The following is a 25,395-nucleotide window of genomic DNA, read 5'->3' as shown; positions in this document are numbered from 1 at the left end:
GAGACGCTATCAAAGTTAGCGTCATTCTCTTCCCGCGTTGGGCGTGACGCAGCCATGGGGGGATCGTTTCGGCCTGACCGCCCCTGGGCTTGGGTCTTGCCTGGCTCGCAAGTTCTCTGAGGATCGGGGTGCAACCAATGCAGGGAGGCGGTGGAAATGAAGCAACTCGATTTCTTCTATTTCTTTGGGAGCGGCTACGCCTATCTGTCGGTGATGCGCATCGACGCAATGGCGAAACAGTCGCGCGTTGCCGTCCGATGGCGCCCCTTCAATGTCCGCACCGTGATGGCCGAGAACAACATCGCCCTCCGTACCCAGGCGGCAAAGGTGAGGTATATGTGGCGCGACATAGAGCGACGCGCGGCAACGCACGGCTTGCCGTATGTCAGGGCACCCATCTGGCCGACCGATCCGGAACTTCTGGCCAACCGGGTCGGCATGGTGGCGGCCGAAGAGGGGTGGTGCGAGGGCTATACCGTGGCAAGCTTCAAGACGTGGTACCTGGAAGGCATGGAACTGGGCAGCCGTGCCCATCTGGAGCATGTGTTGGCTCCCCTCGGCCAGGATGTCGACGACGTGATTGCCAAGGCCGACAGTCCCCGCGCCCATGAGCGGCTCAAGGCTGAAACCGATGCTGCCCGCAGCTATGGCATTTTCGGTTCCCCGGCCTTCGTCGTGTATGGTGAAACGTTTTGGGGGGACGACCGGCTCGAAGAGGCGCTTGCCTGGGCTGCTGGCCGACATGAACTGCAAACGCATGACGGAGAGGACTAAGTACCGCGCTTGGGTGAAAACCATGCGCCGATCGTCAGTCCCAGGGGAGGATTGAAATGCCAAGCCGCTGGACCATTCTTGCAGTCCTGTTCGTCGCTCGTGCCGCTTTCGCCTTCCAGTTTGGCAGTGTAGGGGCGGTAGCGCCGCAGCTTAGCCAAAGCCTCGGGTGCGAACCTGGCCGACATCGGCATCCTTATCGGAATCTACTTTGCGCCGGGCGTCCTGCTCGCCTTCCCCGGCGGCGCCATGGGGCGCCGCTACGGCGACAAGGCGACGGTCCTTGCCGCAATCCTGGCGATGCTGGCAGGCGAATTGCTGATGGCCTCGTCGTCAGCCTGGACCGTGCAGATCGCAGGCCGGCTTATCGCCGGCACTGGCGGCATTCTCCTGAGCGTCCTGATGACCAAGATGGTGGCCGACTGGTTCACCGGCCGCGAAATCGCAACCGCGATGGCCATTTTCGTCAACTCGTGGCCGGTGGGCATCGCAATCTCGCTCATGCTCCTGCCATGGATCGCAACGAGGTACGGGCTTCCTCTCGTCAACCTTGCCGTCGGAGCATGGATCCTGATCGGCCTTGGCCTGATGGCTTTTTTCTATCGCGCGCCGGAGGCGGCCGTCTCCCTTGAAGGCGAGCGAGGCAGTGTGACCTCGGAAACGGTCTATGCAGTGATTGCCGCCAGTTCGATCTGGTGTCTCTACAATCTCGGCTTGGTGATGATCTTCAGTTTCGGCCCAACGATGCTCGTCGAGCGAGGTTGGTCCATGGCTGCAGCAGGATCGACGATCAGCATCGTCCTCTGGCTCACGGCGATCTCGGTTCCCATCGGAGGCTTCCTCGCTGATCTGACCAAGCGCGGCGAAGCTATCATTGTCGCAGGGTGCATCGGCTTTGCGCTGCTGACGCTTCTCCTGTCGCGAAGCGGCCAGGTGCTTCCTGCCGTCATTGCCGTCGGGGCCGTTTGCGGCCTGCCCGCCGGGGCCATCATGAGCCTTCCCGCGCGCGTGCTCGAGCCGAGGACGCGGGCGATCGGAATGGGAATATTCTATACGGTTTTCTATGCCGGAAGCCCGGTTGGGTCGGCGATCGGCGGAAGGCTTTCCACCCCGCTCGGCTCGGCGAGCGCCGCGCTCGACTTCGGCGCCGTTCTACTTCTGGCTTGCCCAGCCATTCTGTGGCTGTTCCGCCGTATCGTGGCTGGCCAGAACCGGGCCGCCCTTCCATCGACGTGAACCGCGCCAGCGAAACTTAGGGAGGTGACGTCTCGGTACGTGCGCCTTCCGGCTCTTAGAGATCCTGGGTGAATCGGTTGTTGATTGAGCGTCCGGGCCAGGTTTCAGGTTTGCGAATCGTTCTGCGCCGAAGCTGCGAGTTTCTCGTCGAGAATATCGTCGAAAGAGGCATAGTTCAGGTTGTAGAGCTTGGAGTAAAGCCCACCCGCTTCCATCAGCTGGCTGTGGTTTCCAGTTTCGACTATCTGCCCCGACTGGAGCACGATGATGCGGTCTGCTCCGCGGATCGTGGCCAGCCGATGGGCGATGACAAGGCCTGTGCGCCCTTCGAGCAGCCTGATCAGCGCCTTCTGGATCAGCATCTCGGTGTAGCTATCGATGTTGGCGGTCGCCTCATCGAGGACGAGGATCTTGGCATCGGCTACAAGGGCACGGGCAAAGCTGATCAGCTGCCGCTGTCCGAGGGAAAGGTTGCCGCCGCGCTCGCCGAGTTGGGCTTCATAACCGCCACACAGCCTCATGATGAAGTCATGAGCCCCGACAGCCTTGGCGGCTTCGGTAACTTCTTCGCGTGAGGCTTCGGTCTTGCGATAGCGGATGTTCTCGAACACCGTCCCGGTAAAGAGAAAAGGCTCCTGCAGCACCATGGCCACTTGGCGGCCGAGCGATTCCTGGGTCAAGTCCCGCACGTCGCGCCCGCCGACCAGCACCTGGCCTTCCTGCACGTCATAGAAGCGGTGGACGAGCGCCATGGCGGACGACTTTCCCGAGCCCGTCGGGCCTACCAGCGCCACCGTCTCGCCGGGATTGACCCGGAAGGAGACGTTCTTCAGTACCGGATGTTTCGGGTTGTAGCCGAAGGTGACGTTCCTGAACTCCACCGAGCCATCTGTGCCGGGCGAGAGAGCGATGGCATTCGGCTTGTCCTTGACGTCGATCCGGACATCGAGCACGTCAGTGAGCCGCTTTCCCGAAGCCATGGCGCGTTGCATGACGGAATACTGCAAGGTGAGCGAGCGGATCGGGTCGAAGAAGCGCTGGATGTAGAACAGGAAGGCGACCATCACGCCAACGTCGAGCCGCTCGCTCATCACCATTGAGCCCCCGACGACGATGACGACGGCCATGGCGACACCCGTCAGGCTGTCGACGATCGGCACCATCACCTGAGCATATTTGGCAGCCGTTAGATGCGTCTTCAGGTTCGCTTGCGCCTTGTCGTCGTAAAGCGTGAAGTTGACCCATTGGCGGTCCATGGACTGCACCGCCCGCACCCCGTGAATGGCTTCTGCCAGCGCGCCATTCGCCACCGAATTCGTTTCGTGCGCAGCCATGAAGGCGTCACGGGCGCGCGGCAGCCAGAAGATCCGGACGATCAACAGCACCGGGAGTACCGCGAGCGTCAGGAGACCCAAGCGGAGATCGAGCCAGACCATAACGAGGACGATACCGAAGAGCAGCGCAATATCGCCGATTGAAAGCACGCAGGTCTCGAGGAATTCCTGCATGGAATTGACGTCGCCCTGGAGGCGCGACATCAGCCGGCCCACTTCGGTCTTGTCCATGAAGGAGAGCGAAACCTTCTGCAGGTGGCCGAACATGGCGCGGCGTATGTCGGAGAGCACGTCCTCGGCTAACCAGCCGACCACCGTCTCCTGAGTATAGCTCGCCGCGTAGTTGATGAGGATCGCCGCCGCAAACGCCGCGGCCGCCCACGCTAACGCGGAACTGTCCACGCCGCCGGGGTGCATGCCATGGTCGATCGCATAGCGAATAATTAGTGGGATCGCCAACTGGGTGCCCGTGAAGATCAGTACCGCGGCGACCGAGACCACCACCTTCTGACGGTAAGGCCGAACGAACGCCCAGATCCGCTTGAGGATGTTCTTGTCGAAAGCGCGGCCGAACATCTCCTCTTCGATCCGGGCGGAGCCGACGACGGCACGGGGCGGACGGCGCCCATCGTCGCGCACGTCGTTGCGCTCGGCCTCGATCTCGCCTGTGTGCCCCTGGACCATCAACCGGCGTCCTTCAACATCTCGTCGCCCGGCCGAACCTGAAGATCATAAAGCGCCTTGTAACGGCCACCCCTGGCGAGAAGCTCGTCATGCGAGCCCCGTTCGAGGATCTCGCCGTTCTCGACGAAAAGGATCTGATCCGCGTGCATCAAAGAGCTCAGCCGATGGGCGATGACGATCGTCACGCGGTCCTTGGCGAAGCGCCGCATGGCCGAGCGGATACGCTGCTCAGTGGCGGCGTCGATCGCTGCGGTGGAATCATCGAAGACAATCACCGAGGGCTTTAGCATCATGGTGCGCGCGATGGTAAGCCGCTGGCGCTGTCCGCCGGAAAGCGAAACGCCACGCTCGCCGACCACAGTTTTGTACCCGGTAGGCAGGCCGAGCACATAATTGTGGAGTTGTGCCGACTCGCTTGCCCGCTCGATCCGCTGTTCCTTGGCCCAGGGGTCGCCATAGGCGATGTTGTTCTCGATCGTCGTGGTGAATAGGAAAGCATCCTGCTGCACCACAGCCACGTGGCTGCGCAGGGAGGTAAGCGTCGCCTTGCGGATGTCCTGGCCGTCGAGGGTGATCCGGCCGCATGCGACGTCGTAGAAGCGCGGTATGAGATGTGCGATGGTCGACTTGCCCGAGCCGGGCGGCCCGACAATGCCGATGGTCTCGCCCTTGCGCGCCTCGAAGCTTACATTCTTCAAAATCGGCCGGCTGCCGGCGGCCGGGTAGGCGAAAGAGACGTTCTCAAAACGTAGCGTGCCATCCGTGACCGTCAGGGGCCGGGCATCGGGCGCGTCCTTGATGGCGATGTCGAGATCAAGCAAACCGAAGAGACGCGAGCCACAGGTGGAGGCGCGCGCGAACGCATTGACCATCAGGCCGATCTGGCGGACCGGCATCTGCAGGATGGTCATGAACGTCAAAAAGGTAGTCAGCTGGCCGACACTCATCTCATCGGCGATGACCTTGGCTCCGCCCACGAGCAGCACAAGCCCCATAGAGACAAAGAAGGAGAAGGTCATGACCGATGTGTTGCGCACGCGAATGCCCACGCGGCTGTGGGCGAGCTCCAGCGCATTCCTGGAGGCGCGGTCGAACTTCAGCATTTCATAAGCCTGGCTGGCAAATGCACGCACGACGCGGATGCCGCCGAGATTTTCCTCCATCACGCGGGAGAGCACTGACAACCGCTCCTGCAGTTCCAGCCAGGTGGCGCGCAACCGAAGTTGGGTGACGGAGGAGCGCCAGCCGACGAAGGGCACAAAGCTCAGCGCCAAGAGGCCGAGTACGACGTCGGTCGAGATCAGCATATAGGCGCCGATGCCGATCAGCATCGTGAGCAGCACGGCACGCACCAGGGCCGTCGAGAAGTACATCCGCACGCCCTCGAGATCGAGCATGCCGATGGTGATCAAGTCGCCCGAATGCATCTGGTCGTGAAAGGAGAAGCTGAGGCGCTGAATTTTTTCGTAGCATGCGAGGCGCAACTCATATGCGACATGATGGCCGACGGCCTCGGCGAAATAGTTCTGCGTCATGGTGAAGAGGCCGCGCAACACGCTCACGGCAAGCAGGAGCAGGGCAGACATCCAGAGCGCTTCGCCTGCGGCCGCGCCGGCGGCACCGCCGCCGAGGGTGGCTTGTGACTGATCGACTGCGTTGCCGAGCAGTCGAGGGATGAACAGCTGCAGCGTTGCCGCAATAATGGTCGATCCTATGGCCACAGAAACCTGCCACGGATGTCGCAAATTCATGCGGGTGACGCGGACCAGAATGTTGAGCCCGCGGCCCCAACCGGCTGCCGTTACGTGTGCAAACGAATTCTCAAGCTTCGTCGCGCCGCCTATAGCATCGCTGCTCAAGGGTATGTTCCAGCCAGAATTTTTTTGGGCCTTCAGCCAGGCGCAAGTCGGACGACCCACGGTAGACCCTCGCTGAGGGTGCAATTAGCGCCATGGTTGCAATGGTTTCAAGTGCTTTGATCGGCGCGCGTGTTCGAATTTTCACTCTGGCCCAACGATTTCCTGATCGCTCGCAGCCAGCTTGGCTTTGGGCCGGACCCTTTCTAAGGCGGCGGCAGTCTGGAACGAGGCGCGACACAGGAGCTAAGACGATGCGGTCGGCGAACCGGCCTATACGGGACGCTCTACGTCCTGACTGACGGCGATGGCGATCGGCTATGCTCGGCGAGCGGTGATGATCGGCGCCGGCGGGCTCGGCCTGGTGCCGCGCATGTGGGGACATGTGATCATGTGGGAGATGTCGGACCTATTTGGGAGAGGTTGTCGGACTATCTCAGGGACCGAGCTCGTCATTAGTATAAACGCCAGGACAAGAGGCTTCGGGCCGGTCCTCCGTCAAACAGAGCTGAACAGCGAAATCGTATATCGGAGCCGGGCATATCCCGTCGCCGGAGACCACGGGAGTCGGCATGCTGAAAGGCATTGAATTCCTTTTAATATTAGTGTTCATCACTGCGAGTATTTTTCTGGATCTCTGCACAGATGAGCGAGCTTGACGGCAGTGTTTTGGATGCGATCTTTGAGGCGGCCGTTCTGCCCGAGCTGTGGCCGGCCGTATTGGACAGGTTGGCCAGCCGCGTTGGAGCAGTCGGTGGCGTCCTGTTCGCCGTCGACAATCTGAAGAAGGGTCGGTGGACAGCCTCAAAACGATTGTTTGACGTTATGCAACGTGTCGCAGAGAGTTTTGCTGAACGAAACACCCGCCCCCAGCGTGCACTGTCCAAAGGTTATGCTGGCTTCATGGCCGACCTGGACTTTTTGACGCCTGAGGAAAAAGAAGAAGATCCACTCTTTGCGGAACTTTTGAAGCCGAACGGTCTAGCTTGGGCTTGTGGCTCGGTCATTCCGGTTCCCAATGGTGATCTGCTGGTCTTCGACTTCGAGCGAGCCACCGAGGCAGGCAGCTTCGATCGTCCTTCCTTGCATCTTCTAGACGGCTACCGCCCTCATCTGGCAAGAGCGGGAGTGATGGCATCGCGCCTGCAAGTCGAGCGCGCGCAGAACGCAGCCGCGGTAATGCAGGCACTCGGCTTGCCGGGCGCTGTGCTCGGGAATAGCGGCCAGGTTCTCGCGATGAATCCGCTGATGGAACAATTGGAGCCACAGATATACGCGAGGGCCCGCGATCGACTTACATTGGCGCATCCACGGTCGAACGAAATACTCAATATGGCGCTGGCGGAGATCGAAGCCGACAATGCTGCCGTTCGCTCCATAGCTGTTCCTGCGGTTGAGGGCAAATCGAGCCTAGTTGGTCACATTATTCCGATACGGCGGCAGGCTCATGACATCTTCTCCCGTGCTACGACTCTTTTCGTTGCAACACCTCTAGCTGCTCCCTCCGCACCTCGTCCCGGCCTGCTTTGTGGCCTGTTCGACCTCACCCCGGCGGAGGATCGAGTCGCGAGGACGATCGCTGAGGGACACAGTGTCGAAAGCGGCGCCGCCGCTCTCTCGGTTTCGACGGAAACTGTCCGTTCCCAGTTGAAGAGTGTAATGGCGAAGACGGGTACGTCGAGACAGGCGGAACTGGTTCAGTTGCTAGCCGGCACGACCACGTTTTCCCTTCCGCGCGGATAAAGAACCGGCTTTCACCCATCCGGGTGATGCGTCCTTCTTGATGCGCCCTAAAGTTTAATCGGGCGGGGCGATGACTTTCCTGAGACAGGTGACCGACGCGGTAGCAACCGCGGTCGATCCAACGATCGAGGCAAGGAGTCGATGGCCGACGGAGCAAAAGCATCCGTCGGCCAACCGTGCGGTGGCTGTTGCACAGACTTGCGAGGAACTGCTGGCGATCGAAACTGCGGTATGAGTTGTTCATTGCACGGGACGCAACCTTTCTGGCAAAGCGCCTTGGCTGCAATGTGGGGAGGTCAGGCATTGCTCTGTCTGGGCGCAAGAGGCTGTCCCCTTTTTGAACCGCTGCGATGGGTGATAATCGGCAGCTTTCTTGTCGCCGCACGTGCGATGCTGCACTGCCGATGGCTATTTCACGGACGTGTGCCGACTGACCGGAGCAAGACGGGAAAACAGAGCGACAAGTTCAGCTTGCCGATGAGTGCCTGTCTTAGCGAAGATGGCCTTGAGCCGGGCGCGCGCGGTCTCGTAGCACACTCCCAATCGATCAGCTGCTCTTGCCAGCTCCTCGCCCGACGAGAGCTCGCGCGCAAGTCTTGCTTCCGCAGGAGTAAGCCCGAAGCACACTCGGAAGGCCAGTTCCGGTGGTCGAGGAGACAAGTCAGGATCCACGACGAGGACGATCACCTGACAAGGGGCGAGCGCATTGCATGACACGCCCGAAAGACGCAGCGCATAGGCAAACAACGGACGTCCCTTGGTGCGTGGCAACCGGACCGGAGGCATCACCACGGACTGAGATGCCTGCCATAACAATGCTCGAAGGGTGCGGTCCAACTCGTCCGTCGCATTCCTGTCTCTCGAGGCGATACGCCTGCCCCTGACCTGAATGTCCCTTCCCATCAACTGCTCTGCAGCATTATTAACCCCCAAGACCTCGCCGCGACGGTCGAGCATCAAAGCGGCGGTTCCGCTGGAGTTGAACGCTTCCAGCGCGCCTTCAGCCCGCGCAAATCCCAGTGCCCGAGCAAGGGCGGACACCGAGCCTAAGTTCTTTGAGAGCTCACCCAGCTCTTGAATCTCCTGTGGCAGGAACGGACCTTGCTCAATCGTCCGCTGCAGCGACAGTGACCAGAACTGGTCTCCGGCAGCGATCTTGACGAGTGCGCACCATCGAAGGCCCAAAGGCGCAAGGAATTCCTGGTAGTATGGATGCTTTACGATAGCGTCAGGCGTCCGAAGATCGAGATCGGAGCTGACCCCGTTCCGCGCGAGGAACGGCACGAGACGATACCGCTCATCGCGGTGGATCCACTCATCGCGCACGTAAACGTCGAACGAAGACTCCATCGAATTGCTGCGCGGAATAGTGGGTAGATGCCCCTTTATGTCAAAGAGCAATGCGCCAGCGCTTCCTGTGGCTTTTTGAGCCACGTCCATCGCGGAATTCCAACGCGTCGGATCAACGGCTGCCTCAGAAAAAGCCGCGCCGATCGCAGCAAAATCGATTTGCGCGCCCACACCCATCCCCAACATTGAACGAAAGCAGCGAAACGAATTTATCTAAGCACAACGATGGAAAAAATACGAGATTATTCTTAATAAGAATTGTTCTCCACAACACTCCTTTTGGTCGGAAATTTCAACCGATTGAACAGGGAGGCTTTCAACTTTTTAGGCGTGGAAGTGGGCTAGTAGATACAGGCCCTTCTACGTCAATCGATGCACTAACATTTGTCTGCTCGCTCGTTGATGGCATAGCTGCAGCGGCAGTGTATGGGCTGTACCGTCGACGGTCGGCTCGCAAATCGGTAACTTCTCGCACATTTTGAAGCGAAACATTGAAAGGAGTGCCGCATAACCCATTTGGGTGCTGCGGGCCGATTTTGCGCAGCGTATCTTGGGGTTAGATGCGGCCTTGGTACCCGGCGCCAATTGGAAGGTTGGTGCTTTCGCGGCGTTTGGAACCCGCGTGGCCCATCAGGGGGACGACGATGCTTGGGAATGGGATACTCTCGGTCCAGGGTGCTGGGTCGACTTACACGACGGGTCAAACAGGCCAGATATCCGAGGGACAGACGCTAACGGTGACGGGCATCACCGATCCGGATGGCGCGCCGAAGAAGGTGAGCTATCAATGGTACGTCTCTTACGATGGAGGGGCGACGTGGCAAGCAATCTCGGGCGCTACCGCCACCAGCTATGCCATACCCTATTCCTCGTCCACATCATCGACAACTGCACTGTACAAGGTCGTCGCGAGCTATCCGGAAGGCAGCGGCAAGAATGCGGTTACGGACAGTGCAACCAGCGCAATCTTTTCAGTCAATGACGTAAACCAGACCGGTTCGGTCGCGATCAGCGGCACCACAGCCACCGGGCAGACACTGACGGCCACAGTCACCGACGCGGATGGCGTGCCGGCAAACGGCATCGTCTATTCGTGGCAGGTCCTGACGAACGGAACTTGGGTGACAGTCCAGTCGAGCAGTTCCAACCAGTACACGCTCGCCTACGCCGACGGGGGCAAGCAGGTTCGAGTACTGGCTTCGTACACGGACACCCAAGGACACGTCGAGACCGGGATCACGAGCGCGCCGACGGCGCTGGTGACGATTGTCAATCAGCCTGGGTCCGTCGCGATCAACGGTGTGCAGGCCGAAGGCCAAGTCCTGACGGCGGTCATCAGCGATCCCGACGGCGCGCCAACTGGCGGCGCCACCTATCAATGGCAGGTGCTGAGTGGTGGAAAATGGCAGAATGTTGCCGGCGCAACCAGTCAGATCTACGCGCTACCCTACGATGCGAGCGGCAAGCAGTTCCGGGTGCTGGTCACCTACGTGGACGGCCACGGCAATTCGGAGAGTCTCGCGAGCATCGCCACGAATGCGATCACCGACGTCGATCGGGTCGGTGCCGTCACGATGACGTCGTCGACCGGCCAGTTCCTCGCGGGCGCGGTTTTGACAGCCCAGCTCAGCGATGCCGATGGGCTGCCAAAGGTCACCAAGATCACCTACCGATGGCAGGTTTCGGTCGACGGCGTGAGCTGGACCACGGTCCAGTCGAGCACCTCGAGCCAATATACGATTAACAGCAGCGACACTGGCAAAGAGGTCCGGGTCGTTGCCTCCTATACCGATCTTCAGGGTCACTCCGAGATCGTCACGGCCGACCCGGTGATTGTGGCGCCGCCCGCTATCAACCACCCACCAGTCGTGCAGAACGTTCTGCTTTTGGCGACCGAGGACGGGCTGGCTGTGACGGGCGCCTTTGCCGGCGATGACCCCGATGCCGACGACGATCCATCGACGCTCCACTACACGATCACCTCGCAGCCGACGGAAGGCAGCGTCAGCAACAACAATGACGGCACCTTCAGCTTCAACCCCGGCTCAGGCTTCCAGGACCTAGCCGCAGGCGCGACGCGCCAGGTGGCGTTCACCTACACCGCGACCGACAGTCACGGTGCGGTCTCCAACACCGGCACGGTCTCGGTGACGGTCACCGGCGTCAACGATGCCCCGGTGATCACGTCGGCCGCCCAGAGCGGCTCGGTGTCCGAAGGCGACGACGGCGCGTCCAGGACGGCGACAGGCCAGGTTATCTTCAGCGATGTCGATGTTGGCGACACGCATGCCTTCTCGGTGAGCGCCGCAGCGGCCTACGGCATGGCAACGGTCGATGCCGACGGCACCTGGCACTACACGGTGAATGACACCGGCGCGGTCGATGCACTGGCCCAGGGCGAGAGCCTATCTGACAGCTTCACGGTCCGGGTGAGCGACAACCATAACGGCTTTGCCGAGCAGTCGGTGGCAGTCACCATCCACGGCGTCAACGACGCGCCGGTGATCACCTCCGGCCCGCAGTCGAGTAGCGTCTCGGAAGGCGACGGCCAGCCGGCCTCGGCCAAGAGTGCGACCGGTCAGGTCACCTTCACCGACGTCGACAGCAGCGACAGCCATACCTTGTCGGTGAGCGTTGCCGCCGCCCATGGCACGGCGAGCATCGATCCTGACGGCACCTGGCATTATACTGTGAGTGACAGCGGCGCGGTCGATGCACTTGCCGCCGGCGAACATCTCGCCGACAGCTTCACGGTGCGGGTCGACGACCACAATGGCGGTATCGCCGCCCAGACGGTGTCGATCGACATCACCGGCACCAACGACGCGGCGGTGATCTCCGGTACCTCGACCGGCTCGGTCGTGGAAGCCGGCGGCGTCGCCAACGCCGACGCCGGGACGCCGATGGCGAGCGGCACCTTGACCGACACCGACGTCGACAATCCTGCCAACACCTTCACGGCGGTCACCGCCGGTGCGGCCACCGACCATGGCTACGGCACCTTCGGAATGACGGCGGCGGGCCTGTGGACCTACACGCTCGACAACGCCAACGCCGCCGTCCAGGCGCTCAATGCCGGCGACACGCTCACCGACACCTTCACGGTGACGACTGTCGATGGCACCCAGCAGCAGATCAGCGTCACCATCCACGGCACCAACGACGTGCCGGTGATCGGCGGCGTCGCCGCCAGCAACGTGACCGAGGACGTGGCGGTCGATGCGGGCAACCGCCTGAACACCTCCGGCGCGCTGACCATCGCCGATGTCGACCAGGGCCAGTCGAGCTTCGCGGCGCAGGCCGGCGTTGCCGGCAGCAATGGCTTGGGCACCTTCACGCTCGCCGCCGACGGCAACTGGACCTACAGCGCCGACGACACGCAGGCGGCGATCCAGCAGCTCGGCGCCGGGCAAACGATCACCGACAGCTTCACCGCGGTCTCCTCCGACGGCACCGCCAGCCAGGTGGTCACCGTCACCATCCACGGCACCAACGACGCGCCGGTGATCGTTCCATCATCCCAATCCACGTCCCGGATAGATTTCGAAGACCTCGATCCGATGGGCGGATACCTGCGTACGCCGAGCTACAGTCATAACGGCTTCGCATTCGCCGCTACACAACCCACGCCAACAAATTATCTGATCTTTTATGCTTGGGCGTCCGGCACAGCCTTGTCGCCATCCTCGCCTGGGGAGGCGATACACATCTATCGACCAGACGGAAAGACGTTCGGAATCAGTTCAATTGATCTCGATGCTCAATACGCCGCGCCATATTCAGCAACTTTCATCGGGACTTTGGCCGACGACCGACAGATTACCCAGACGTTCGTCACCGACTCTGCACATGTCGACTTTCAGACATTCCATTTCGACCCGAGTTTTTCCGCTGGCTTGGTCGACCTGCAATTTGCGCCGATGGACTATCCGTACTACGTGGCGGACAACATCGTGCTTACGACTGGATCGGGATCCGATCTGGTCGGATCGATCGTCGAGCGGCCATCGACGGTTGGCTCGTCGAGCCAGGATCAAACATCAGGAACGATCATCTTTACGGATGCGGACCTTAGCGACACGCACACCGTCGCTGCAGGTGCAGCAAGCTTTATTTGGTCGGGCGGGAACCTGACGGCAGGCCAGCAAAGCACATTGGCGGCCACCGGAAGCATTGCGTTCAACGACAGCGACAGCACGGGAACCGGCATCGGAGCGATCGACTGGGCGTATCACATCACCGATAGCGCCATTGATTTCCTCGCCAGCGGCGAAACCCTCACGGTGCGCTATGACGTCACGGTAACCGACAATCACGGAGCGACTTCAACGCAACCGATTACCATTACGATCACCGGCACCAACGATGCGCCGCTCGCCGTCGATGACCAGATCGCCGGTAGCGAGGACACATCGTTCACCGTTTTGGCGCCCCAGCTTCTTGCCAACGACACCGATCCTGACACCAACGACGTGCTCTCGGTGACCGGCGTCAGCAATGCGACGAACGGCACGGCCGTCCTGAACGGCAGCGCGATCGATTTCACGCCTGCCGCAAACTTCTCCGGCATCGCGAGCTTTGACTATACGATCGACGACGGCCACGGCGGAACGGCGACGGCGACGGCCCCTATCGACGTTGCACCAGTGGCCGATACGCCGACGCTGGTCATCGGCGCATCGCCAACGAACCTCACGCCGCAACCCGTAGGTGGCGAGTTTCGGGTCAATAGTTATACGGCGAACGACCAGTCCTTGCCCTCGGTTGCGGCCCTTGCGGACGGCGGCTTCGTCGTCACGTGGATGTCCGATGGCCAGGAGGCCGGACCCTACGGCGTTTTCTACGGCGTCTATGGCCAGCGCTACGGCGCTGATGGGGCTCCAATCGGCGGTGAGTTCCACATCAATACCTATATTTCCGACTGGCAGGCCTACCCCTCGGTGGCGGCACTGGCGGGCGGCGGCTTCGTCGTGACGTGGAGTTCGTTCCTCCAGGACGGCTCGGGGTGGGGGGTGTACGGCCAGCGCTACGGCGCTGATGGCGCCCCGTTGGGTAGCGAGTTCCGCGTCAACACCTATACGCTTTATGAGCAATGGGCCCCCTCAGTGGCCTCTCTGACGAACGGCGGCTTCGTCGTGACGTGGCAGTCCAACCTCCAGGACGGCTCAGGTCTCGGTATCTACGGACAGCGCTACGGGGCAGACGGCAGTCCGCTAGGCAGTGAGTTCAGGGTCAACACCTATACAGCGAATGACCAGTGGGCACCCTCAGTGGCTGCGCTGGCGGACGGTGGCTTTGTCGTGACATGGAGGTCCGTGGGGCAGGACGGGTCCGGTGAAGGCGTGTACGGCCAGCGATACGGCGCCGACGGCGCGCCTTTAGGTGGCGAGTTCCGTGTCAACACTTATACGGCCGGTGACCAAGTGGCTCCAACGGTAGCGGCGCTGGCGAGCGGCGGCTTTGTCGTGACCTGGATGTCCAATGGACAGGACGGCTCAGGTTGGGGCGTTTATGGCCAGCGCTACGACGCCGACGGCACAGCTTCCGGCGGCGAGTTCCGCGTCAACACCTACACCGCCGGTGACCAGCAGTCTCCCTCCGTAGCAGCGCTTGCGGATGGCGGGTTCGTCGTGACCTGGATCTCCTATGGCCAGGATGGGTCTGGTTGGGGTCTCTACGGCCAGCGCTACGATGCATCAGGCACTGCGGTCGGGCAGGAGTTTCAGCTCAACGAGACCACCGCTGGCAACCAGGTCAGTTTTGGCGGACACTCTATTCCGCTGGCAGTACTTTCGGATGGTCGACTGGTTCAAACCTGGTACGGTGATCCTTCGGTAAGTGCCGCTGAGGTTTATGCGCGGCTGTTGACGGTGCCTGCCGAGGCCCCCCAGGACCAGCCCCTGACGCTGCCGACGATCACGGCCGCGCCCACCGACACCGACGGCTCCGAGAAACTCGTGCTACGGCTCTCGGGCTTCCCTGCCGGCGCAACGTTCTCGGTTGGTGCACTCGATCCAGCGACAGGCGATTGGGTTGTCAGCGATCCCGCCGACATCGCGTCTCTTGCGACAACGCCGCTGGTCATGACGCCGCCCTCAGGCTGGAGCGGCAGCTTTACGCTCTCCGTGACCGCCGTCGTCACCGACACCGCGCTCCTGTCTACTGGACTTGCCAGCGACACAACCTCTATCACCCAAACGCTTGCGGTCACCATCGCGCCAACGCCGGTCAACCACGCGCCGATCGTAAAGAACGTTCTGCTTTTGGCGACCGAGGACGGGCTGGCTGTGACGGGCGCCTTTGCCGGCGATGACCCCGATGCCGACGACGATCCATCGACGCTCCACTACACGATCACCTCGCAGCCGACGGAAGGCAGCGTCAGCAACAACAATGACGGCACCTTCAGCTTCAACCCCGGCTCAGGCTTCCAGGACCTAGCCGCAGGCGCGACGCGCCAGGTGGCGTTCACCTACACCGCGACCGACAGTCACGGTGCGGTCTCCAACACCGGCACGGTCTCGGTGACGGTCACCGGCGTCAACGATGCCCCGGTGATCACGTCGGCCGCCCAGAGCGGCTCGGTGTCCGAAGGCGACGACGGCGCGTCCAGGACGGCGACAGGCCAGGTTATCTTCAGCGATGTCGATGTTGGCGACACGCATGCCTTCTCGGTGAGCGCCGCAGCGGCCTACGGCATGGCAACGGTCGATGCCGACGGCACCTGGCACTACACGGTGAATGACACCGGCGCGGTCGATGCACTGGCCCAGGGCGAGAGCCTATCTGACAGCTTCACGGTCCGGGTGAGCGACAACCATAACGGCTATGCCGAGCAGACGGTGGCCGTCACCATCCTTGGCACCAACGACGCGCCAGCCGATCTGACGCTTTCAAATGATTCCGTGCCCGCAAATCTGGCCGGGGCCATTGTCGGCACGCTCTCGGCCATCGATCGTGACCAGAGTGACACCCTCACCTACAGCATCCTGCCGGGGCTCGATGGTTCCCAGTTCACGATTTCTGGCAATCAGCTCCGGGTCGGCAGCACCGGGTTCGACTATCAGCAGGCCAGCAGCCATCCGGTGACGGTCAGGGCGACTGACCAGTCTGGTGCCTATGTCGACCAAACCTTCACGGTCGAGGTGCTGCCGCGCAACCAGATCGCCCTCACCACCGGAAACGACACCGTTGGTCCGCAGACCCAGGACACGCAGGTGACCGGCAATGCGGTCACATTCAACGCGGGCGACAGCCTCACGGGCGGCAGCGAGACCGACTCGCTCGTTCTTTACGGTTCCGGCACGTTCGACCTGAACAGCCTGGCGCAGTTCACGGGTTTTGAGGAGGTCGATCTCGTCAACTACTCGAACTCTGCCAGCGCGCTTTACCTCAAGCCCGGCCAGGACATCACCGTCAATGGCAGCGGATCCGGTCAAGAGGCCATTTACCTTTCCACCGGCGCGGCCACCGTGCACGCCGGAGATGGCAATGACGCCATTTATGTCACCAGCAGCACAAACTGGAACACTTCCAACGTGCTCGACGGCGGAAGCGGCTATGATGTCCTCTATTTCTATGGCGCTTCCAATACCAGCTTCGACCTGACCACCGCCAGCATCAGCAACATCGAATCTCTCTATCTTTGGGATAGCAACACAACCCTCGAGGTCGATACCGCCAGCCTGTCCGGCTTTCAGTATATCTATGGTGTTAATAATGGCGGCCGGCTCGATACCGCCGACAGCAGCCTCGATCTCTCCGGCGAGCAGGTCTCCGGCCTGACGGTGACGAGCTCAAACGCCTCGGGCACCACCTTTACCGTCACCAATATTGGCACTGCCTACCAGGTCTATGGCGGCGGCGGTAACGACACCGTCGTCGCCAACGGCTTCAACTTCACCGCCGAGCAGCGCGATGCCCTGTTCGCCACGTCCTCCATCGAAACCATCGTCGACGCCAGCGGGACGTATAGCGCCCCTCCGGACAACGGCAATGTGATCAAACTAACCACCGGAGCCGATACCGTCGTCGCCGACCCGGCCGGCACGACGGTCAACGGCTCGGCCGCGACCTTCAACAGCACGGACAGCCTGACGGGAGGTTCAGGTCATGACACCCTCGTTCTTTACGGCTCCGGCACGTTTGACCTGAACAGCCTGGCGCAGTTCACGGGTTTCGAGGAGGTCGATCTCGTCAACTACTCGAACTCTGCCAGCGCGCTTTACCTCAAGCCCGGCCAGGACATCACCGTCAATGGCAGCGGATCCGGTCAAGAGGCCATTTACCTTTCCACCGGCGCGGCCACCGTGCACGCCGGAGATGGCAATGACGCCATTTATGTCACCAGCAGCACAAACTGGAACACTTCCAACGTGCTCGACGGCGGAAGCGGCTATGATGTCCTCTATTTCTATGGCGCTTCCAATACCAGCTTCGACCTGACCACCGCCAGCATCAGCAACATCGAATCTCTCTATCTTTGGGATAGCAACACAACCCTCGAGGTCGATACCGCCAGCCTGTCCGGCTTTCAGTATATCTATGGTGTTAATAATGGCGGCCGGCTCGATACCGCCGACAGCAGCCTCGATCTCTCCGGCGAGCAGGTCTCCGGCCTGACGGTGACGAGCTCAAACGCCTCGGGCACCACCTTTACCGTCACCAATATTGGCACTGCCTACCAGGTCTATGGCGGCGGCGGTAACGACACCGTCGTCGCCAACGGCTTCAACTTCACCGCCGAGCAGCGCGATGCCCTGTTCGCCACGTCCTCCATCGAAACCATCGTCGACGCCAGCGGGACGTATAGCGCCCCTCCGGACAACGGCAATGTGATCAAACTAACCACCGGAGCCGATACCGTCGTCGCCGACCCGGCCGGCACGACGGTCAACGGCTCGGCCGCGACCTTCAACAGCACGGACAGCCTGACGGGAGGTTCAGGTCATGACACCCTCGTTCTTTACGGCTCCGGCACGTTTGACCTGAACAGCCTGGCGCAGTTCACGGGTTTCGAGGAGGTCGATCTCGTCAACTACTCGAACTCTGCCAGCGCGCTTTACCTCAAGCCCGGCCAGGACATCACCGTCAATGGCAGCGGATCCGGTCAAGAGGCCATTTACCTTTCCACCGGCGCGGCCACCGTGCACGCCGGAGATGGCAATGACGCCATTTATGTCACCAGCAGCACAAACTGGAACACTTCCAACGTGCTCGACGGCGGAAGCGGCTATGATGTCCTCTATTTCTATGGCGCTTCCAATACCAGCTTCGACCTGACCACCGCCAGCATCAGCAACATCGAATCTCTCTATCTTTGGGATAGCAACACAACCCTCGAGGTCGATACCGCCAGCCTGTCCGGCTTTCAGTATATCTATGGTGTTAATAATGGCGGCCGGCTCGATACCGCCGACAGCAGCCTCGATCTCTCCGGCGAGCAGGTCTCCGGCCTGACGGTGACGAGCTCAAACGCCTCGGGCACCACCTTTACCGTCACCAATATTGGCACTGCCTACCAGGTCTATGGCGGCGGCGGTAACGACACCGTCGTCGCCAACGGCTTCAACTTCACCGCCGAGCAGCGCGATGCCCTGTTCGCCACGTCCTCCATCGAAACCATCGTCGACGCCAGCGGGACGTATAGCGCCCCTCCGGACAACGGCAATGTGATCAAACTAACCACCGGAGCCGATACCGTCGTCGCCGACCCGGCCGGCACGACGGTCAACGGCTCGGCCGCGACCTTCAACAGCACGGACAGCCTGACGGGAGGTTCAGGTCATGACACCCTCGTTCTTTACGGCTCCGGCACGTTTGACCTGAACAGCCTGGCGCAGTTCACGGGTTTCGAGGAGGTCGATCTCGTCAACTACTCGAACTCTGCCAGCGCGCTTTACCTCAAGCCCGGCCAGGACATCACCGTCAATGGCAGCGGATCCGGTCAAGAGGCCATTTACCTTTCCACCGGCGCGGCCACCGTGCACGCCGGAGATGGCAATGACGCCATTTATGTCACCAGCAGCACAAACTGGAACACTTCCAACGTGCTCGACGGCGGAAGCGGCTATGATGTCCTCTATTTCTATGGCGCTTCCAATACCAGCTTCGACCTGACCACCGCCAGCATCAGCAACATCGAATCTCTCTATCTTTGGGATAGCAACACAACCCTCGAGGTCGATACCGCCAGCCTGTCCGGCTTTCAGTATATCTATGGTGTTAATAATGGCGGCCGGCTCGATACCGCCGACAGCAGCCTCGATCTCTCCGGCGAGCAGGTCTCCGGCCTGACGGTGACGAGCTCAAACGCCTCGGGCACCACCTTTACCGTCACCAATATTGGCACTGCCTACCAGGTCTATGGCGGCGGCGGTAACGACACCGTCGTCGCCAACGGCTTCAACTTCACCGCCGAGCAGCGCGATGCCCTGTTCGCCACGTCCTCCATCGAAACCATCGTCGACGCCAGCGGGACGTATAGCGTCCTGCCGCCTGCAGTAAATCACCCACCCGTGGTTCAGAACGTGCTTCTTTCGGCAACCGAGGATGGATTGACGGTGACAGGCGCCTTCGCCGGCGACGACTCGGATGCAGACGACAACCCGACGACGCTGCACTACACAATCACCTCGCAGCCCATCGAAGGCAGCGTCGTCAACAACAACGACGGCACCTTCAGCTTCAGTCCCGTCTCAGGCTTCCAGGACCTCGCCGAGGGCGCAATGCGCCAGGTGGCGTTCACCTACACCGCGACCGACAGCCATGGTGCGGTCTCCAACACCGGCACGGTCTCGGTGACGGTCACCGGCGTCAACGACGCGCCGGTGATCACCTCCGGCCCGCAGTCGAGTAGCGTCTCGGAAGGCGACGGCCAGCCGGCCTCGGCCAAGAGTGCGACCGGTCAGGTCACCTTCACCGACGTCGACAGCAGCGACAGCCATACCTTGTCGGTGAGCGTTGCCGCCGCCCATGGCACGGCGAGCATCGATCCTGACGGCACCTGGCATTATACTGTGAGTGACAGCGGCGCGGTCGATGCACTTGCCGCCGGCGAACATCTCGCCGACAGCTTCACGGTGCGGGTCGACGACCACAATGGCGGTATCGCCGCCCAGACGGTGTCGATCGACATCACCGGCACCAACGACGCGGCGGTGATCTCCGGTACCTCGACCGGCTCGGTCGTGGAAGCCGGCGGCGTCGCCAACGCCGACGCCGGGACGCCGATGGCGAGCGGCACCTTGACCGACACCGACGTCGACAATCCTGCCAACACCTTCACGGCGGTCACCGCCGGTGCGGCCACCGACCATGGCTACGGCACCTTCGGAATGACGGCGGCGGGCCTGTGGACCTACACGCTCGACAACGCCAACGCCGCCGTCCAGGCGCTCAATGCCGGCGACACGCTCACCGACACCTTCACGGTGACGACTGTCGATGGCACCCAGCAGCAGATCAGCGTCACCATCCACGGCACCAACGACGTGCCGGTGATCGGCGGCGTCGCCGCCAGCAACGTGACCGAGGACGTGGCGGTCGATGCGGGCAACCGCCTGAACACCTCCGGCGCGCTGACCATCGCCGATGTCGACCAGGGCCAGTCGAGCTTCGCGGCGCAGGCCGGCGTTGCCGGCAGCAATGGCTTGGGCACCTTCACGCTCGCCGCCGACGGCAACTGGACCTACAGCGCCGACGACACGCAGGCGGCGATCCAGCAGCTCGGCGCCGGGCAAACGATCACCGACAGCTTCACCGCGGTCTCCTCCGACGGCACCGCCAGCCAGGTGGTCACCGTCACCATCCACGGCACCAACGACGCGCCGACGCTTGCCATTCCTGGTGCGCAGTCCACGACAACCGATAGCGGGATCGGAATCACAGGCATTATCGTCACCGATCCGGATGCAGGCGACACCTTCACGGTGACGCTCGCGACTACGGGAGGTTTGGGGGCTTATCTGACTGCCTTGGGCAAGTCGTTCGGCAGTCAGTACGGCCAGGTGGTCGGCTCCGGCACACCCGAGGTCGTGGTCACGGGTACGCTGGCGGAAGTGAACGCCTCGCTTCAGACACTCGGCTACGGCCCCTACCAAGCAATCCCTGGCAACGATGTCATTTCAATCACCGTGACTGATGCGGCCGGCGCCAGCGCCAGCGGGCAAATTCCGGTCACAATCACTCCCGCAGCAAACACTGCGCCCGTGGTTCAGAACGTTCTGCTTTTGGCGACCGAGGACGGGCTGGCTGTGACGGGCGCCTTTGCCGGCGATGACCCCGATGCCGACGACGATCCATCGACGCTCCACTACACGATCACCTCGCAGCCGACGGAAGGCAGCGTCAGCAACAACAATGACGGCACCTTCAGCTTCAACCCCGGCTCAGGCTTCCAGGACCTAGCCGCAGGCGCGACGCGCCAGGTGGCGTTCACCTACACCGCGACCGACAGTCACGGTGCGGTCTCCAACACCGGCACGGTCTCGGTGACGGTCACCGGCGTCAACGATGCCCCGGTGATCACGTCGGCCGCCCAGAGCGGCTCGGTGTCCGAAGGCGACGACGGCGCGTCCAGGACGGCGACAGGCCAGGTTATCTTCAGCGATGTCGATGTTGGCGACACGCATGCCTTCTCGGTGAGCGCCGCAGCGGCCTACGGCATGGCAACGGTCGATGCCGACGGCACCTGGCACTACACGGTGAATGACATCGGCGCGGTCGATGCACTGGCCCAGGGCGAGAGCCTATCTGACAGCTTCACGGTCCGGGTGAGCGACAACCATAACGGCTTTGCCGAGCAGTCGGTGGCAGTCACCATCCACGGCGTCAACGACGCGCCGGTGATCACCTCCGGCCCGCAGTCGAGTAGCGTCTCGGAAGGCGACGGCCAGCCGGCCTCGGCCAAGAGTGCGACCGGTCAGGTCACCTTCACCGACGTCGACAGCAGCGACAGCCATACCTTGTCGGTGAGCGTTGCCGCCGCCCATGGCACGGCGAGCATCGATCCTGACGGCACCTGGCATTATACTGTGAGTGACAGCGGCGCGGTCGATGCACTTGCCGCCGGCGAACATCTCGCCGACAGCTTCACGGTGCGGGTCGACGACCACAATGGCGGTATCGCCGCCCAGACGGTGTCGATCGACATCACCGGCACCAACGACGCGGCGGTGATCTCCGGTACCTCGACCGGCTCGGTCGTGGAAGCCGGCGGCGTCGCCAACGCCGACGCCGGGACGCCGATGGCGAGCGGCACCTTGACCGACACCGACGTCGACAATCCTGCCAACACCTTCACGGCGGTCACCGCCGGTGCGGCCACCGACCATGGCTACGGCACCTTCGGAATGACGGCGGCGGGCCTGTGGACCTACACGCTCGACAACGCCAACGCCGCCGTCCAGGCGCTCAATGCCGGCGACACGCTCACCGACACCTTCACGGTGACGACTGTCGATGGCACCCAGCAGCAGATCAGCGTCACCATCCACGGCACCAACGACGTGCCGGTGATCGGCGGCGTCGCCGCCAGCAACGTGACCGAGGACGTGGCGGTCGATGCGGGCAACCGCCTGAACACCTCCGGCGCGCTGACCATCGCCGATGTCGACCAGGGCCAGTCGAGCTTCGCGGCGCAGGCCGGCGTTGCCGGCAGCAATGGCTTGGGCACCTTCACGCTCGCCGCCGACGGCAACTGGACCTACAGCGCCGACGACACGCAGGCGGCGATCCAGCAGCTCGGCGCCGGGCAAACGATCACCGACAGCTTCACCGCGGTCTCCTCCGACGGCACCGCCAGCCAGGTGGTCACCGTCACCATCCACGGCACCAACGACGCGCCGACGGTATCTGCCGCAGTCACCTCGACCGCCTCGAAGGTCGATCCTGCCTACACGATCGACCTGCTCGATCACGCTTCGGACGTCGACCATGGGGCTGTGCTTTCCATCGCCAATCTGACCGCCCCGCTGCCAGCGGGGCTTAGCCTCGATGCCGATGGCCACACGCTGCACATCGATCCGAGTGCCTACAATGCGCTCGCCGAGGGCCAGAGCGCGGTGCTGAGCTTAAGCTACGACGTGGTCGACGAGCACGGGGCCGCAGTCGCGCAAACCGCCACCATCACCATAGAGGGGAGCGGAACTACAGTCGGATTCTCGATCCAGTGGATCAGCCCGCAGAACGGTAACTGGTTCGACGGCGCGAACTGGAGTACGGGCGCGGTCCCGACGGCCGCGGACACGGCGCTGATCGACAGGCCCGAAGATATCGCTGTCACGATCTCCGGGGCGGACGGCTTCGCCGCCAGCCTGGTCAGCACGGAGCAGCTCCTGATTTCTTCCGGTTCGCTGCACGTCACCGGCTCCGCCGACCTTGCTTCGCTCGACGTGAGCGGAGGAACAGCGCAGTTAGACGGCAACACGAGCGCCCAATCCCTGTCAGTCATCTCCGGCACTGTGACCTTCGGTGCCGCGACAACGACTGCTGCGTTCAGCCAGTCGGGCGGCGAGCTGAACGGCTCCGGCCTGCTGACGGTGACGGGCCTTGCGACCCTTTCGGGAGGCACTGAGAGCGGGCCCGGCACGACGCTGGCGCAAGGCGGAGCCGCGTTCAATGGCTCCTTCGGTCTCGACGGCGGGCGGGTGCTGCAGTTGGGCGGCAGCAGCACCGCCACAGGGTACATCTATCTCGATCTGAATGCGGCGAATTCGAACACAGGCACCAGCGATCTTGGCGCTGGAACCCTGGCAATCGGCAGCGGCACGATCTTCGACGACCAGAGCGATGGTGGACTGTATATCTATGCCAACAATTGGGGGCCTGGCGACGACGGCTCGGCCGCCGCGGTCAACAACGCCGGCACCTTCGTCAAGTCGGGTGCGGCAACCACCGCGACCATCGCCACGCGCTTCAACAACACCGGCTTGGTAGACGTTGAGAGCGGCACGCTGAGCCTGTCGGGCGGCGGCATCGACGTAGGCGCGACCTACCAAGGTGCCGGCACTGTGAACTTCAGTGGCGGCACACGGACGCTCGATGCCGCGTCGAGCATCACCGGGAATGCAACGTTCAGCGGCGGAACCACAACGGTCGACGGCACGGTCAGCGCCCAATTCCTGTCAGTCATCTCCGGCACTGTGACCTTCGGTGCCGCGACAACGACTGCTGCGTTCAGCCAGTCGGGCGGCGAGCTGAACGGCTCCGGCCTGCTGACGGTGACAGGCCTTGCGACGCTCTCGGGGGTAGCGAAGGCGGGTCCGGCACGACGCTGGCGCAGGGCGGAGCCGCGTTCAATGGCTCCTTCGGTCTCGACGGCGGGCGAGTGCTGCAGTTGGGCGGCAGCAGCACCGCAGCAGGGTACATCTATCTCGATCTGAATGCGTCGGACCCGAACACGGGCGTCAGTGACGCAGGTTCCGGCGCGCTGACAATCAGCAGCGGCGCTACCTTCGACGACCAGAGCGATGGTGGACTGTATATCTATGCCAACAATTGGGGGCCTGGCGACGACGGCTCGGCCGCAGCGGTCAACAACGCCGGCACCTTCGTCAAGTCGGGCTTGGCAACCACCTCGACCATCGCCACGCGCTTCAACAACACCGGCACGGTCGAGGTTGAGAGCGGCACGCTGAGCCTGTCGGCCGGCGGCATCGACGTAGGCGCGACCTACCAAGGTGCCGGCACTGTGAACTTCAGCGGCGGCACGCGGATGCTCGATGCTGCGTCAATCATCACCGCCAATGCCACCTTCAGCGGCGGAGCCACAACGGTCAATGGGAGCTACAACGTATCCGGTACTACGACGGTGAGCGGCGGGTCCGCCATTCTTGCCGGCTCTCTTGCGGCCTTGGGGAGCAGCCTGAACATCAGCGCTGGCAGTCTGCAAATCAGCGGTTCAAATGCGTCCGTCGATGCGTTCACGCAGTCAGGTGGCCTTCTGGAGGGAAGCGGAACACTAACCGTGTCGGGTGCCGCGACCCTTTCGGGGGGTAGCGAAGGCGGGTCCGGCACGACGCTGGCGCAAGGCGGAGCCGCGTTCAATGGCTCCTTCGGTCTCGACGGCGGGCGGGTGCTGCAGTTGGGCGGCAGCAGCACCGCCACAGGGTACATCTATCTCGATCTGAATGCGGCGATCCGAACACAGGCACCAGCGATCTTGGCGCTGGAACCCTGCAATCGCAGCGGCACGATCTTCGACGACCAGAGCGATGGTGGACTGTATATCTATGCCAACAATTGGGGCCTGGCGACGACGGCTCGGCCGCCGCGGTCAACAACGCCGGCACCTTCGTCAAGTCGGGTCGGCAACCACCCGACCATCGCCACGCGCTTCAACAACACCGGCTGGTAGGTTGAGAGCGGCACGCTGAGCCTGTCGGGCGGCGGCATCGACGTAGGCGCGACCTACCAAGGTG

At 62.3% G+C, this 25,395-nt stretch carries 8 protein-coding genes; 5 read left to right on the top strand and 3 right to left on the bottom strand.

Annotation, left to right across the window (positions count from 1 at the left end; all coding sequences use genetic code 11):
- The first annotated feature begins 156 nt into the window (after positions 1 to 156).
- Together EJ071_RS36690 and EJ071_RS36685 are read left to right on the top strand one after the other, a co-directional pair.
- Positions 157 to 774, top strand: a complete 618-nt coding sequence (locus EJ071_RS36690; RefSeq protein ID WP_126102195.1) for a DsbA family protein — start codon at positions 157 to 159, stop codon at positions 772 to 774.
- A 174-nt stretch (positions 775 to 948) separates the two neighbouring features.
- Positions 949 to 2,007, top strand: coding sequence for an MFS transporter (locus EJ071_RS36685; protein ID WP_348628169.1), 1,059 nt, complete (start codon positions 949 to 951; stop codon positions 2,005 to 2,007).
- Between the two features lie 104 nt (positions 2,008 to 2,111).
- Here the strand turns inward: EJ071_RS36685 and EJ071_RS36680 are convergent, their stop codons facing one another.
- Entirely contained in the window at positions 2,112 to 4,025 is a 1,914-nt protein-coding gene (locus EJ071_RS36680; RefSeq protein WP_126102194.1) for an ABC transporter ATP-binding protein, read from the bottom strand.
- On the bottom strand, positions 4,025 to 5,884 hold the full coding sequence (locus EJ071_RS36675) for an ABC transporter ATP-binding protein (RefSeq protein ID WP_126102193.1): 1,860 nt from the start codon (positions 5,882 to 5,884) through the stop codon (positions 4,025 to 4,027). The genes EJ071_RS36680 and EJ071_RS36675 overlap by 1 nt, the downstream gene beginning before the upstream one ends.
- A 642-nt stretch (positions 5,885 to 6,526) precedes the next feature.
- Here EJ071_RS36675 and EJ071_RS36670 point away from each other — a divergent pair.
- Complete coding sequence (locus EJ071_RS36670; protein ID WP_126102192.1) at positions 6,527 to 7,624, top strand: helix-turn-helix transcriptional regulator; 1,098 nt, start codon at positions 6,527 to 6,529, stop codon at positions 7,622 to 7,624.
- 408 nt (positions 7,625 to 8,032) lie between these two features.
- Here EJ071_RS36670 and EJ071_RS36665 read toward each other — a convergent pair whose 3' ends face one another.
- Positions 8,033 to 9,145, bottom strand: a complete 1,113-nt coding sequence (locus tag EJ071_RS36665) for a helix-turn-helix transcriptional regulator (protein ID WP_126102191.1) — start codon at positions 9,143 to 9,145, stop codon at positions 8,033 to 8,035.
- 473 nt (positions 9,146 to 9,618) lie between these two features.
- Here EJ071_RS36665 and EJ071_RS36660 point away from each other — a divergent pair, with 473 nt between their 5' ends.
- Both EJ071_RS36660 and EJ071_RS36655 read left to right on the top strand, forming a co-directional pair.
- Positions 9,619 to 24,357 (top strand): VCBS domain-containing protein, encoded by a 14,739-nt coding sequence (locus tag EJ071_RS36660; RefSeq protein ID WP_189521360.1) that lies wholly within the window; start codon positions 9,619 to 9,621, stop codon positions 24,355 to 24,357.
- Positions 24,303 to 25,331 carry a hypothetical protein gene (locus EJ071_RS36655; RefSeq protein WP_126102189.1) on the top strand — a complete coding sequence of 343 codons (1,029 nt, stop codon included), beginning with the start codon at positions 24,303 to 24,305 and terminating at the stop codon, positions 25,329 to 25,331. The genes EJ071_RS36660 and EJ071_RS36655 overlap by 55 nt, the downstream gene beginning before the upstream one ends.
- Positions 25,332 to 25,395 lie beyond the last annotated feature (64 nt).

Source organism: Mesorhizobium sp. M1B.F.Ca.ET.045.04.1.1 (assembly GCF_003952465.1).
GTDB lineage: Bacteria > Pseudomonadota > Alphaproteobacteria > Rhizobiales > Rhizobiaceae > Mesorhizobium > Mesorhizobium shonense.
This window is presented reverse-complemented; position numbering and strand designations above follow the sequence as displayed.